Genomic DNA, 12,504 nt, shown 5'->3' on the forward strand with positions numbered 1-12,504 from the left:
TGCGGTGTCTCTTCCGAATCCGAAATCTCTTTTTTGGTTGGGTATAGCGCATGGGTCTCTCGATTGGCGGAGTGGCGTCGGGTATCGACACGCAGAGCATCATCAACACGTTGATGAGCGTGGCGCAGCAGCCCGTCACCGATCTGACGAACAAGAAGTCACTCGTCGACAGCGCCTCGCAGACGATCTCGACGTTCTCGTCGAAGCTCTCGGCGCTGAAGAATGCGGCCCTCGCGCTCTCCACCACCGTCGGATTCGCCTCGTACTCGGCCACCTCCAGCGACGCATCCATCGTTGCTTCCGTTTCCGGTTCCTCCAGCGTCGGCACCTACGCCGTCGAAGTCTCGCAGCTCGCGAAAGCCCAGAAATCGCGGTCCACGGCGTTCGCGACGTCCAGCGATTCGCTCGGGATGACCGGCCCGCTCACCATCACCGATGGCCGCGGCAAGTCCTTCGATGTCGACATCCAGGCGAACGACTCGCTGTCGAGCATTGCCTCCAAGATTTCTTCGAGCGGAGCGCGCGTCTCCGCCTCGGTGCTGAGCGACGGCACCGGCTACCGCCTCCTCGTCCAGGGTCTGGATACTGGCGCGTCGAACGCTTTCACGGTGAGTCAGAGCGGCAACGTCGCCCTCGGCTTCGATGCCCCCACCTCGGTCTACGACGCGGCGCAGGATGCCAAGTTCACCGTCGACAAGATGGAGCTCACCAGCAAGACGAACCAGGTAACGGGCGTCATTCCGGGGGTGAAGCTCGCGCTCACGAAGGTGACGACGGGCCCGGTCACCGTGGGCGTGTCGGGCGACAGCTCCTCGGTCAAACAGAAGATCACGGCGTTCGTGAACGCCTACAACGACGTCATCAACAGCGGCCACGCCGCCGCTGGTTTCGGCACCGCCAAAGCCAACAACAGCGTTCTCGCCGGAGACAACTCGATCCGAACGGCGCTCCACAAGCTCGGCGGCATCGTGGGCGGGCTCGTCCCCGGCGCGACCGGGTCCTACCGCACGCTCGGCGCCGCGGGCGTCGCCCTCACGAAAGACGGCACGCTCTCGTTCGACGCCACGAAGTTCGACGCCGCCCTCGCCGCGGATCCGACCACCGTCTCGCGCCTCTTCGTCACCGACGCCGGCACCGGCGCGACGGGCCTCATGAAGACCATCATGGACTCGGTGACGAGCCTCGTCACGGGTTCGAAGTCGCCGATTCAGGCCCGCATCGACTCGCTCTCGGCCCAGAGCAAGCGCCTCGACGACTCGAAGACGGCGCTCCAAGATCGCCTCGACAAGTACCAGGAGCAGCTCAAGAAGCAGTTCGCCGCCATGGACGCGGCGGTCGGCAAGTACCAGCAGATGCAGAGCGCCCTCACGGCGAGCCTCTCGAGCGGGAGCAGCAAATGAGCGTCGCTGCGAAGTACCAGAAGGTCCAGGTCGCGACCTGCTCGCCCGCCCAGCTGGTGGTGATGCTCTACGACGGCATCATCCGCTTCGCGACCGAAGCCGTGAACGCCATGGAGAGGAAGGATCGCGCGCGCGCCGGCGACCGAATCGGGCGCGCCCACGCCATTCTCGAAGAGCTCCTGGCAACGCTCGATCCCAGCCAGTCCCCCGAGCTGTGTGAGAACCTGTCGGGCCTGTACGCCTTCTGTATGCACCGTCTTTTGACGGCCAACCTCGAGCAGAACCGGGAGGCCATTGCCGAGGTGATCGCGCTCGTCCGCCCCTTGCGCGAAGCCTTCGCGGAAATCGCCGCCAAGGCTGCTTAATCGCCCCTGTCGAAAGCCGTACTTCAGAGTGCAGGCGCGCACGCAGCCGCCTCAGGAGGGCTTGTTCGACCCCATGTTGTCTTCTGATTTTTCGAGCGATGGCACGAGCACCGTCCGCAAGACGAGCCGAGGGCCCCTCGTCACCGCGCATCCGGCGATGCGTGAGGTGCTCGCATTGCTCGATCGCGTCGCCCCCTCGAGCTGCACGGTCCTCGTCACCGGTGAAAGCGGAACGGGCAAGGAGCTGGCCATCGCGGCGCTCCACGACGCGAGCCCGCGTGCAAACGCTCCGCTGATTGCCGTCAATTGCGGTGCGATCCCCGAGAACCTCGTCGAGAGTGAGCTCTTCGGCCACGCGAAGGGCGCCTTCACCGGCGCCGTGAACGCGCGCCAGGGCTTCGTGGCGGCGGCCGAAGGCGGCACGCTGTTCCTCGACGAGATCGGTGAGCTGTCGCCCGCCGTGCAGGTCAAGCTGCTGCGCCTGCTCCAGCGCCGTGAGTACACGCCCGTCGGCGAGACGCGCGTGATTCGTTCGAACGTGCGCATCGTCGCCGCGACGAATCGCGATCTCGCACGCGAGGTCGAAGAAGGCCGCTTCCGCGAAGACCTCTATTACCGGCTCAACGTCATCCACGTGCAGCTGCCGGCGCTTCGCGATCGTCGCGAGGACATTCCGCACCTCGCTGCGCTGTTCCTCGACGCAGCGGCCGAGCGCGCGCACCGTCCCGAGATCCAGGGCTTCTCGCCCGAGGCGATGGATCGGCTGCTCTCCAACGACTGGCCAGGCAACATCCGCGACCTCGAGAACGCCGTCGAGCGCGCCGTTCTTCTCTCGCCGGCCGCGATCGTTCCGGCCGAGTGCATTCCGATCCGCCGCCGTGCGCGCGCCGTGGTCGTGACCACCGAGGCCCCCGCGCCGCTCACCTCGATGGTGGTGCCCGCCATGATGCCCGCGAGCATGATCGCGCCGCCGCCTCCCGCCGTGACGGAGACGCCGTCCAACGTCGTGTCGATGGCCCCGCCTTCCGCCCCGAACGAAGGCATCATCGATCTGCGCGCCGCGGTCGAGGCGTACGAGAACAACCTGATCAAAAAGGCACTCGCGCGCGCCGGCAACAACAAGAGCCGCGCGGCCCAACTCCTCGGACTGCAGCGGACCACGCTCGTCGAGATGATCAAACGCAAGCGCATCGAGCCACTCGATCGCGCCGCCTGAGGAGCAGGCAGCGTTTCCTCAAATCTCTCAAGCGATCGTCATCTTCGCCGTTCCGACCCTTTGTCAGCCGCGCAAAGGCAGCGCGGTTTGGCGGAGGGATCGATGTCCGCTGAGCACGCTCGTCCACCTCTTTCTCTACCCGAGCCTTTGGCGGCCGCCGTGCGTGCGTCGCACGAGGGCCAGACCGTGACTCGCCCACGTGAGGTGGTCGCGACGGAGCGATTGCTCAAACGAGCTCTCGGTCCGGTGGCTCGCGAGATGCGCGCGCGACGGCTCGACCTGGTCTGCGAGGTTCTCCCCACCGTCGGCGATTACGTCCTCGGCGAAACTCGCTGGCTCGTCGAGATCGTCGCCGGAGCTGCCCGCAGCGCTGCTGCGCAGGCGACATGCGGTGAAGTCGTGATTCGTCTCGCGCGCCAGTGCGCCGGGTTCGATGCGAGCGACATCGTGCTCCTCACGGTCGTCGTACGCACCGCGACCAGCATCGAAGAGACGCTGCATCTCGAGCTCGCGCTCCCGGCGTGCGCCGACGAAGACGACGAGCTCCTCGCGCTGTCGAACGGCGCACGCATGCTGCTCGTCACGCCGAGCGCTCAGGGCGCGCGCATCCATAGCAACGCCATGACCCGCTTCGGCATCGAGTCCGCCACGGCGTGCGACGGAGCCGACGCTCGCGACCGCCTGCGCGAGGCGAATCGCTCGGGCAAGAGCTTCGACGTCGTCGTCATCGACGAGCGCCTCGAAGGCGAGGTCCTGCCGCTCGTGCAGGCCATTCGTACGGATCCCTCGCTCGGCCGCGCGAAGAGCGTGGTCACCAGCGCGGGAGCCCCCGAAGAGGCGGTGTCGACGCTTGCCAAAGCCGGCGCGGCCACGATGGAGAAGCCGGTCTTGCCGAGCGAGCTTCGCGAGGCGGTCGTCGCCCTTCGTCACGACTGCCGCGTCGATCGACGCAAAGGAACGGTCGACGCTTCGAAGATCGCCGCAGCGCTACTTCCTCCGCCGCAGCGGGTCACTTCGAAGTCGGGCACCTACCGCGTCGCCCTGCGGAAGGTCTGAGGTCCGCTCAGCCCTCGCCCTCCTCGACGGAGGGGACGAGGGCTGGAAGCGCCATCGGCTTGGGAGCTCCGCTGTCCCAGCTGCAGAACTGGGCTTCGGCGCCGTCCTCGCCCACGCGAATCACGAGGTGCGTACGCGCGGCAGGCAGCGAGGACTCGTCGTCTTCGGCCCACGAGCCCACGTTCACGTAGGTCGCCTGGCCCGCCGGAACGGCAACGGGCACGTGCGTATGGCCCATGACGACGAACGCCGCAGGGAACAGGCGAGCGAGCTGCGTGGCGCGCTCGACCAAGACGTCCGCGGGATCGATGACTCGCTGGGAAGCGAGGTACCGGTGCAGGAGCGACCACGCGAGAAGCACACCCGCCGCGCCCCACACGAAGTGACCTCGAAACGCGCTGACGATGCCGAGCACCGTGAGCGACAACGTCGCCAGCAGCGCCAGTGCGAGCCGATCGAGCAGAACACTCGCGAGAATGCCTCGAATCGACGACGTGATGGGCGGCACCTGCAGAGAGAGCAGCGCACGCAGGCGATCCTTGCCGATGCGCGTTGCCTCGGCGAGCTTGGCGACACGCTGCTCGTGCTCGTGGCGTAGGGCGCGCGCGGCATCGGACACGTAGACGCGGCGAAGGCGGAAGAGCTCGACCACCGCGGACGCGAAGCACTGCGCGAGCCGGAACATCCCCGTGAGACCAAGCCGCAGGCCGAACGTCACGTAGTGCACGATGCCCACCGACTCGTGTCCGTGCTCCTTCATTCCATTCGTGCGACGCACGACGAAGCGAAGAAGCGTGTCGGAGAAGCCGCGGGCTACGCGTCGCGGGTCGAGCGGCGAGAGTGGCGTCATCACCGTGTCGGTCGCGCAGAACGGATCGTACTGGTGACCGTGTTCGATGTAGGCAACGCCGTCGCGGTAGAAGAACCACGGATTGAATTCGATGCGGGCGAGGAAGGCCGCGCGATCGAGCGGTAACTCCTCCCCCGACGTCTCGAGCGCGAGCCTCAGGAGAATCTGGCGGAAGTCGTCCTGCACGCCGTCCCAGTAAAACTCGATGTCGTGGTTGCCGTGGACGAGCGATAGCGCGTGACCGTCCGCGACGAACGAGGCGAGCGCGCCGAACACGTCGGCATGACGCTCGGCGACGCGCTTCAACTTGAGACGCGCATGGTCGGCCGCATTGCCGAGTCCGTGCTCGAGCTCTTCCTCGGTCGGCGGAGTCTCCAAGCCGGGGCTGGGCACGGAAGGGATCGTCATGCCGATGAAGTCGATGAAGTCCCCGGCGATGACGATGCGCCAGCGCGCCCCGCGCGGCGGCTGCGTGCGATAGTGCGCCAAGAGCTCGACGAGGTCGCGATCGATCGCTTGCGACCGGCGCGCCTTGTTGGCGGCGCCGTCGAGGATATCGCTTCCCAGGTGCACGTCCGAGAAGACGAGCAGGCTCTCGAGTTCGGAACCGTTCGAAGAGCGAACGGATGCCGAGCCGGTCGATTGACGGCTCGAAGAGCGGGTCGAAGAGCGGGTCGAAGAGCGGGTCGAAGAAAAGGCGCGCACGGAACTCACTCCCATCTTCAAGATGACGTCCCAAGCATGCCCAATGCCGTCACGCTTTGGTCATCACGAGCCGGACGGTCGTGACGAAAGGCTCACGTTGCACGACAGCCGCAGCGCTCCCGACCTCTGGTACAACGTCTGTCTGATGAACCGCGCCGCCGCCCGCTTTTCCTCGCGTCTTTCCTCGCGTCAGGTCTTCCACGGCCTTCTGCGCCCGAGCCTCGTGATCGCCGTGGCAACGCTTTGCGCTGCAGGTTGCAACGACAAGTCGAGCTCCACGAGCACGGCGCCCAGCGCGAGCGCGGCGTCGAGCGTCACGGTTCCTGCCGTCACAGAACCGGCATCGAGTGCCAGCGCACCGACGACACCGAGTGCGACCGCATCCGCCGCGGACACGACGAATCACGCGCCGACGCCCGTGCCCGACGCGATCGCCGCGCAGCACGTGCTCGTCATCTACAAGGGCGCCAAGAATGCGCCGGCCACCGTCACTCGCTCGAAGGCCGACGCGAAGAAGCGCGCCGAGGAGGTGGTGTCCAAAGCCCGCAATGGAGCGGACTTCACGCAGCTCGTCGCCGAGTACTCCGACGACGCATCGACGAAGGACCGCCTCGGCAACCTCGGGAAGTTCACGCGCGACAAGATGGTGAAGCCGTTCAGCGACGCCGCGTTCACCTTGAACGTCGGCGAAGTGAGCGGGGTCGTCGAGACCCCGTTCGGCTTCCACGTCATCAAGCGCAACCAGTAGCCCGAGCGCGGCGCGGCGCCCGGGCAGACGGGTTGCTCGGTCAGCAGCTCAGAGCTTGCGGCCCTTGAGGAGGTCGGCGAACGTTCCGAGCGACGCCGGAGCGCCCGCGCGGCCTCGTGCGGCCTCGAAGTCGGCGCGCTCCTCGGCATCCTTCGCGCCCTTGATCGAGAGGCGCAGGCGGCCCTCGCCCGTCTCGAGCACCTTGGCGGTGACCTTGGTGCCTTCGGGGAAGGACTTGCGGAGATCGGTGCCGCGCGGAACGCCCACTTCGGCGTTCGGCACGAGGCCACGGCCGGCGCGGCCCTTCGTTCCGTCGACCTGGACGAAGAGGCCGTAGGTCTCGATGCGCTCGACGACGCCGCTGACGACCGCGCCCACCTTCACCGCCACGGCGGTGGCGACGGCGGTGCCGACCTCGGCGCCTTCCGGCGCGGGCACGAGCGAGATCTTGCGCGTCGCGCGGTCGATCTTCTTCACGACGACGCGAATCTCTTCGCCATCGCCGACCTTGGCGCCGCGAGCGAGCTCGGACACGTGGAGCAGGCCCTCGACAGCCGGGGCGAGACGCACGAACACGCCGAACTCGGTGCTGCGCGTGGCGGTACCGGCGATGACGCGCCCCTCGACGATCGAGAGCTCGGCCCACGGATCCGCGGTGAGCGCCTTGAGCGAGAGCGTGATCTTCTTGGTGGAGCCGCCGGGGCGGGTGGGCTCGACGTCCTTGATCTCGCGAACCTGGACTTCGACCGTGTCGCCGGCCTTGAGGGCGTCGGCCACGTTGACGCTGCGGTCGTGGGCGATCTCCGAGCGCGGAATCATGCCTTCGACGCCGCCGAGGTCGACGAACGCGCCGAAGTCACGCACGCTCGCGACCGTGCCGGTGAGCACGGCGCCCGGAACGATGTCGGTCATCGCGCGTGCGACGGTCTCGCTCGCTTCCTGCTTCTGCAAGGCGCGACGCGAGAGGACGACGTTCTTGCCGCCGTCGCGGATGTCGGTGACGAGGAAGCGAAGCGACTGGCCGATGAGGGCCTTCGCGTCGGCGTCTTCGATGCGCTTCGAGTCGACCTGCGACATCGGGCAGAACGCACGCGTGCCGCCGAGCTCGACCTCGAGACCGCCCTTGTTGACGCCCGTGACCTTGCCTTCGACGCCGAGGCCCGCGGCCTTCGCCTGCTCGAGAGCGGCGATGCTTCCGGGCTTGCCCATCGAGCGACCGAGGCGGATGTGGCCGCGGCTCTCGTCGACTTCGACGACGTTTGCCGTGATTTTGTCACCCTCTTTGACCGTGAGCTCGCCATCCTCGGCGCGGAGCTCCTCGGCTTCGAGGAAGGCCTGGATGCGCCCTTCGAGCTCGACGAAGACGGTGTCACGACCGAGCTGAACCACGACGCCGTTCACGCGTTCACCCACGCGCGGGGTGCGCCGCTTCTTGGCAGGAGCGGCGGCTTCACGTTCGAACATGGCAGCAAAAGAGTCGTCTTTTTCGATGGTCATGACCGGCCCGCCCTCCTTAGCACGGGTCCAAAGGGTTCGTCGTATGCCGCCGTCGCCAAAGAGGCGAGACGGAGACGGGAGCGTTCCGTAAGCCGTCCTTCACGCCGTCGTCACGCCATTGCCAGCTCGGCCGATCGGCACAGGCTGTGCTCAGAAGGTGTGCGTGCACCCCCGACAAGGCTCTCCGTCTGTTGGCGCATTCGGTAAAATCAGGCTCGGCGCGAATTCTGGGGGACCGAACCCCTGGATCGTCCCCTCACCAACGGATCAGCGAAAGCCAGGGGGCTAGCTTTCGCGATCCTCGTGGGCGCTACGCTGGTCGGCGTCCAAGGCTGCTTCGCCAGCGCAGAAGACAGCGAAAGCAGCTCGTCGGCCGTCGGGTCGACGGCTGGGCGCTGGGTACCGCCGGCGGATGTCAAGGTGGTCGGCGCCAAGGTCCGTCTCACCTACGAGAACGCACCCAAGTGGACCGGAACGTCGGCCTGCTCGAAGGCGCTGACCAAGGGAGCGAAGAAGCTCGGCGTCTTCCTCCAGGACAAATACGGGCAGATTTCCTCGATCGGCGGCTATTCCTGCCGCAAGAACACCGCGGACAGCTCGCGCATGAGCGTCCACGGCACGGGCCGCGCGCTCGACATCATGATCCCGACGAAGGGCGGCACGGCCGACAACTCGTCTGGCGACCCCATCGCCAACTGGCTCATCGTCAACGCGCAGAAGATCGGCGTCCAGCTCATCATCTGGGACCACTCGATCTGGCGCGCGAACGGCACGAACGACGGCGTCTACGGCGGGCCCATCCCGCACATCGATCACCTCCACGTCGAGCTGACGACGCTCGCGAGCACCCAAGGCACGGCCTGGTTCGCGGATCCGGAGAGCGCCGTCGAGATCGGTGACGATACCGAAGAAGTCGAGACGGACGACGCGGGCGTCGACACGAGCGACGGTGCCGAGGAAGATCCGTGGGGCACGGACGACGACGCCGGGACCGGCAACGCGATTCCGACCGACCCGGGGCCCACCGACCCGCCACCGCACGATGCGGGCGCGCCCTCCGAGCCGGACGCTGGCAACGCTGGCACCCCCTCGCAGACGGACTCTGGCGCGACCACGACGCCCCCGAAGGCCGACACGCTCCCCTCCGAAGACGACGCGGAGAGCGAAGACGACAGCTCCTACGAGACGACGGACGACGAAGCTCCGACCGAGGCCAACTCGCTCGGTACTTCGGCGAAGAAGCGCAGATCTTCGGCCACGCTCGACGACGTGCCGGTCAACAAGGGCTGCAGCGTCCCGAGCAGCCACGGTGGCGGAGCTTCGGGCTCCGGATTCGTGCTCGCCGTGGCCGTCGCGGCCGCGATGGTCGCGCGTCGCAAGAAGAGCTGATCAGATACACAACGCGCGGAAGACGGCCTGCACGATGACCTCGCGGCGGGCCGGCTTCGTCACGCACACCGCGAAGCCGGCCTTCTCGACCTTCGTCGTATCCTCGGCGCGCGCGTAGGCCGTAAGGGCGACCGCCGGGATCCGCGCGATGGATCCGGGCAGCTCGCGGACGCGCCGCAGCAGCGAGAATCCGTCTTCGTCCGGCATTCCGATGTCCGTGACGAGGACCATCGGCGCGAACGCGCGCGCGAGCTCGACGGCTTCGGTCACCGTGCTGGCGAGCACGACTTCTGCGCCCGATGTCTCGAGGGCTTCTTTCGTGACGTCGCGAGCATCCACCTGATCGTCGACGACGAGAACCCGAACGCCCGTGAGGTCGACCCGCTCGTCGTTGGCCGGCTTGCCGTTCGTCCCTGCGGAGAGATGCTGGGCCGTGGCGACCTGTTCCGACGCCGTTCGTTCGACAGGCGCCCGGACCGGGAATCTGGCGACGAACGTAGCGCCTTTGCCTGTGCCTTCGCTCTTCACGGTGACTTGCCCACCATGGAGCTCGGCGAGGTGGCGAACGATGGAGAGGCCGAGGCCGAGGCCGCCTTGCCTTCGCGTCGTGGAGCTGTCGGCCTGGCGGAAGCGGTCGAAGACGAACGGCAGGAAATCGGACGGAATCCCGACGCCGGTGTCGCTGACCTCGAGGAGGAGCGCGCCCTCCTCCCGAACCACGCGCGCGCTCACCTGCCCCTTGGCCGGCGTGAACTTGATGGCGTTCGAGAGCAGGTTCCAGGCGATCTGACGAAGCCGCTCGGGATCGCCGATCAGCACGGCCGCCTCGTCATCGGCCTCGAGCGTCACCGTGATTTCCTTCGCTGTCGCCGACGTTCGTAGCGACTCGATCGCCTCGGCGACCACGGTGGTGAGCTTCACCGGATGGACGTCGAGCTGCAGCTTGCCGCGAATGATCCGCGAGACGTCGAGGATGTCCTCGATGATGGTGGTCTGCGCCTTCGCGTTGCGCTCGATGACGTCGAGCCCCTTCGCGAGCGTGTTCGGATCGTTTCGCCGATCCGTTCTCAAGATCGACGCCCACCCCATGATCGACGAGAGCGGCGTGCGAAGCTCGTGGGAGACGACGGCCAAGAACTCGTCTTTCATCCGGCTCGCGTATTCGGCGGACATCCGCGCGGTTTCAGCCTCGACCTCCGCGAACTTCCGCACCAGCGCTTGGGAAACCTGCGCCGCGATGGTGAGACCGAGTTGAACGTCGTCTTGCGAGAACGTCCGTGGCTTGTCCGAATAGACCACGAGCTTGCCGAGCACCCTGCCGTAATGGGCGAGCGGGAACAGCGCGAGCGCCCGTATACCCTCCTTCCGGAAGTCGTCGCGGTAGGAAGCCAACGACGAGTCGACTTCGACGTCCGTGACGAAGGGCGGCGTCGGATCGTTGCTCGTCCGCGGCCACCTGGCGTTCGCCTCGACCGCGCGTCGATACGTCTCCGAAAGACCGCGCCAGGCCTTGAAATGCAAGACGCCGTCCTGATCGAACAGCAGAATCGAGCTGCGCGAGACACCGAACGCGCGAGTCACCACGTCGAGTGCCGGCTGGAACACCTCCTCGATGTTCGTGGCGCGATTGACGGCATCGACGAGTCCATAGAGGAGCGCCATCTCCGATCGCGCACGCTGCTCGGCTTCGTACGTGCGCGCTCGCGAGAGTCCTTGCGCACAGTGATCGGCGACGAGAAGCAAGAACGCACGCTCGCCTGCGTCGAACGGCCGATCGGAGGTGAAGGCGAACGAGAGGAGCCCGACCACGCGGCCTTGCACGATGAGCGGTAGCAACGAGAAGGAGGCGACGTCGCCGTAGAACTTCGCCGCCTCGGGGTACAGTCGCTCGAACTCGGCCCGCGAGTCGATGAAGTAGGGTTGCGCATGGCGCATGGTGTCCACGAAGGGCGCGTGAATACCCGGCGCATCCACGGCTATCTGCGCGAGCGCTTCGCGATCGGCGGCCGGGGCTGCGGCATTGACCAGCCGGAGAACGTTCGTCGCCTCGTCCAGCATCCAGATCCCACCGCGGTCCGCGCCGACGGCGGCGAGCCCGTGGTCGATCACCGCCCGTGCGATGTCGTCACACGTCAGCGCCGACGCGAGGTCACTCATGATCTCCTGGAGGCGCCTCATCCGATTGGCCGCCCGCTCCACCACGGCGCGCGCGAGCTGCTCGCGCTGGTAGAGACGCGCACTCTCGACCGCGAGGCCACCATTGATGGCGAGCTGTTCGACCATGTCGAGGTCGGCGGCGTCGTACGTTCGGCCGGACGAGTCGTCTGTGATGAGGACGAGAAGTCCGATCACGCGGCGCTTCACGCGGAGCGGTGCGGCGATGGTCGAACTCGCGCCGCGCCGCCGTAGGAGGTCGAGATGCGACTCGTCCAACGCGATGGCTCGAAGCATCGAGTCGGTGATCTCGGTGCACAGCTCGCATCGCGACGAGGCAAGGGCGTTGGCAATCGCCAGCCACCGTTTCGTCGCCTGCGGATAGCCGGACATGATCTCTCGCGCGATCGCCTCTTTCTCGGGAGATGCCCAGCTCCCGGCCACGAGGCGAAGCTCTCCGAGTCGCTCGTCGACGAGATGGATCGAGCACGCATCGGCGACGGCGGGCACTGCGAGGGCACCGAGCTGACGCAAGAGCTCGCCGGCATCGAGCGGGGTCGACAGGAGCTTGGTGCTGGCCTGGACGAGGAAGGCTGCCCGGCGATGCGCAGCCTGAGTGGTCGAGACTCCACCGAACGTCGACGGCGCTCGATTGGAGAAGAGGCAAATCGCGCGACGACGAGCATCTTGGCGCGAAGGCACGGAGAGAGCGGTGGCGAACGTCCAGACGCACGAGCCATCGTTGCGCTCGAGAAGCACCTTCTCGAATTCCAGAGCCGCGGCGTGCTCACGCTCGAACGCCCAATCCGAAAGGCCGCGGCGAACGCCGTCGCGAACCAGGATCCACGGAGCCGGCTGAACCGATTCCTCGTCGGTCGCCACGACCTTGCGCATGCGCCGCGCCGACGCGCTCTCGGCGACGACCTCGTGACCGTCGATCAGCACGGCCGCGAGCGGGAACGCGTCGACGAGTCGGAGCACACGCACGCGCTCACCTTCACCAGGCCGCACGTCGACGATTGCGGAAAGGAGCGAATCGAGTTCCCGCTGCAGGTCGAAGTCGCGATGAGTGTCGAACGACTGCATGTCCCCCAGTATTGGCTTAGCACCTCGCGCACGAGGTT

The 12,504-nt window shown here is 66.9% G+C and carries 9 protein-coding genes; 6 read left to right on the forward strand and 3 right to left on the reverse strand.

The genetic code is table 11. The features are described from left to right. The first annotated feature begins 50 nt into the window (after positions 1–50). The 4 genes from fliD to AKJ09_RS06355 all read left to right on the forward strand — a co-directional run bounded on the left by fliD (position 51) and on the right by AKJ09_RS06355 (position 4,037). A complete protein-coding gene (fliD, locus tag AKJ09_RS06340; protein ID WP_146646283.1) occupies positions 51–1,400 on the forward strand; it encodes a flagellar filament capping protein FliD in 1,350 nt (449 codons plus the stop codon). Beyond that, positions 1,397–1,765 (forward strand): flagellar export chaperone FliS, encoded by a 369-nt coding sequence (fliS, locus tag AKJ09_RS06345; RefSeq protein WP_146646284.1) that lies wholly within the window; start codon positions 1,397–1,399, stop codon positions 1,763–1,765. Before fliD ends, fliS begins: the two co-directional genes overlap by 4 nt. Positions 1,766–1,838: 73 nt before the next feature. Next, a complete protein-coding gene (locus AKJ09_RS06350) occupies positions 1,839–2,981 on the forward strand; it encodes a sigma-54 interaction domain-containing protein (protein WP_146646285.1) in 1,143 nt (380 codons plus the stop codon). Positions 2,982–3,167: 186 nt separating this feature from the next. Further along, complete coding sequence (locus AKJ09_RS06355) at positions 3,168–4,037, forward strand: response regulator (protein ID WP_146646286.1); 870 nt, start codon at positions 3,168–3,170, stop codon at positions 4,035–4,037. Positions 4,038–4,044: 7 nt separating this feature from the next. Here AKJ09_RS06355 and AKJ09_RS06360 read toward each other — a convergent pair whose 3' ends face one another. Further along, complete coding sequence (locus AKJ09_RS06360; protein WP_146646287.1) at positions 4,045–5,460, reverse strand: metallophosphoesterase family protein; 1,416 nt, start codon at positions 5,458–5,460, stop codon at positions 4,045–4,047. 175 nt (positions 5,461–5,635) lie between these two features. Here AKJ09_RS06360 and AKJ09_RS06365 point away from each other — a divergent pair, with 175 nt between their 5' ends. Further along, the gene (locus AKJ09_RS06365) at positions 5,636–6,340 is read left to right on the forward strand and encodes a peptidylprolyl isomerase (RefSeq protein WP_169927304.1); all 705 of its coding nucleotides are present in this window, start codon (positions 5,636–5,638) and stop codon (positions 6,338–6,340) included. Between the two features lie 48 nt (positions 6,341–6,388). On the opposite strand, the gene AKJ09_RS06370 is transcribed toward AKJ09_RS06365, so the two are convergent. Further along, complete coding sequence (locus tag AKJ09_RS06370; protein ID WP_146646289.1) at positions 6,389–7,837, reverse strand: S1 RNA-binding domain-containing protein; 1,449 nt, start codon at positions 7,835–7,837, stop codon at positions 6,389–6,391. Between the two features lie 303 nt (positions 7,838–8,140). Between AKJ09_RS06370 and AKJ09_RS06375 the strand changes: the two genes are divergently transcribed. After that, positions 8,141–9,226, forward strand: a complete 1,086-nt coding sequence (locus AKJ09_RS06375) for a VldE C-terminal domain-containing protein (RefSeq protein ID WP_146646290.1) — start codon at positions 8,141–8,143, stop codon at positions 9,224–9,226. On the opposite strand, the gene AKJ09_RS06380 is transcribed toward AKJ09_RS06375, so the two are convergent. Continuing rightward, a complete protein-coding gene (locus tag AKJ09_RS06380; RefSeq protein WP_169927305.1) occupies positions 9,227–12,466 on the reverse strand; it encodes a hybrid sensor histidine kinase/response regulator in 3,240 nt (1,079 codons plus the stop codon). Positions 12,467–12,504: the final 38 nt, after the last annotated feature.

The sequence above is a fragment of the Labilithrix luteola genome (genome assembly GCF_001263205.1).
GTDB classification, from domain to species: Bacteria; Myxococcota_A; Polyangia; order Polyangiales; family Polyangiaceae; genus Labilithrix; species Labilithrix luteola.

Coding starts and splice junctions, on each gene's coding strand:
- fliD (WP_146646283.1), top strand. CDS start 51: ATGGGTCTCTCGATTGGCGGAGTGGCGTCGGGTATCGACACGCAGAGC.
- AKJ09_RS06350 (WP_146646285.1), top strand. CDS start 1,839: ATGTTGTCTTCTGATTTTTCGAGCGATGGCACGAGCACCGTCCGCAAG.
- AKJ09_RS06365 (WP_169927304.1), top strand. CDS start 5,636: ATGCCGTCACGCTTTGGTCATCACGAGCCGGACGGTCGTGACGAAAGG.
- AKJ09_RS06380 (WP_169927305.1), bottom strand. CDS start 12,466: ATGCAGTCGTTCGACACTCATCGCGACTTCGACCTGCAGCGGGAACTC.
- fliS (WP_146646284.1), top strand. CDS start 1,397: ATGAGCGTCGCTGCGAAGTACCAGAAGGTCCAGGTCGCGACCTGCTCG.
- AKJ09_RS06370 (WP_146646289.1), bottom strand. CDS start 7,837: ATGACCATCGAAAAAGACGACTCTTTTGCTGCCATGTTCGAACGTGAA.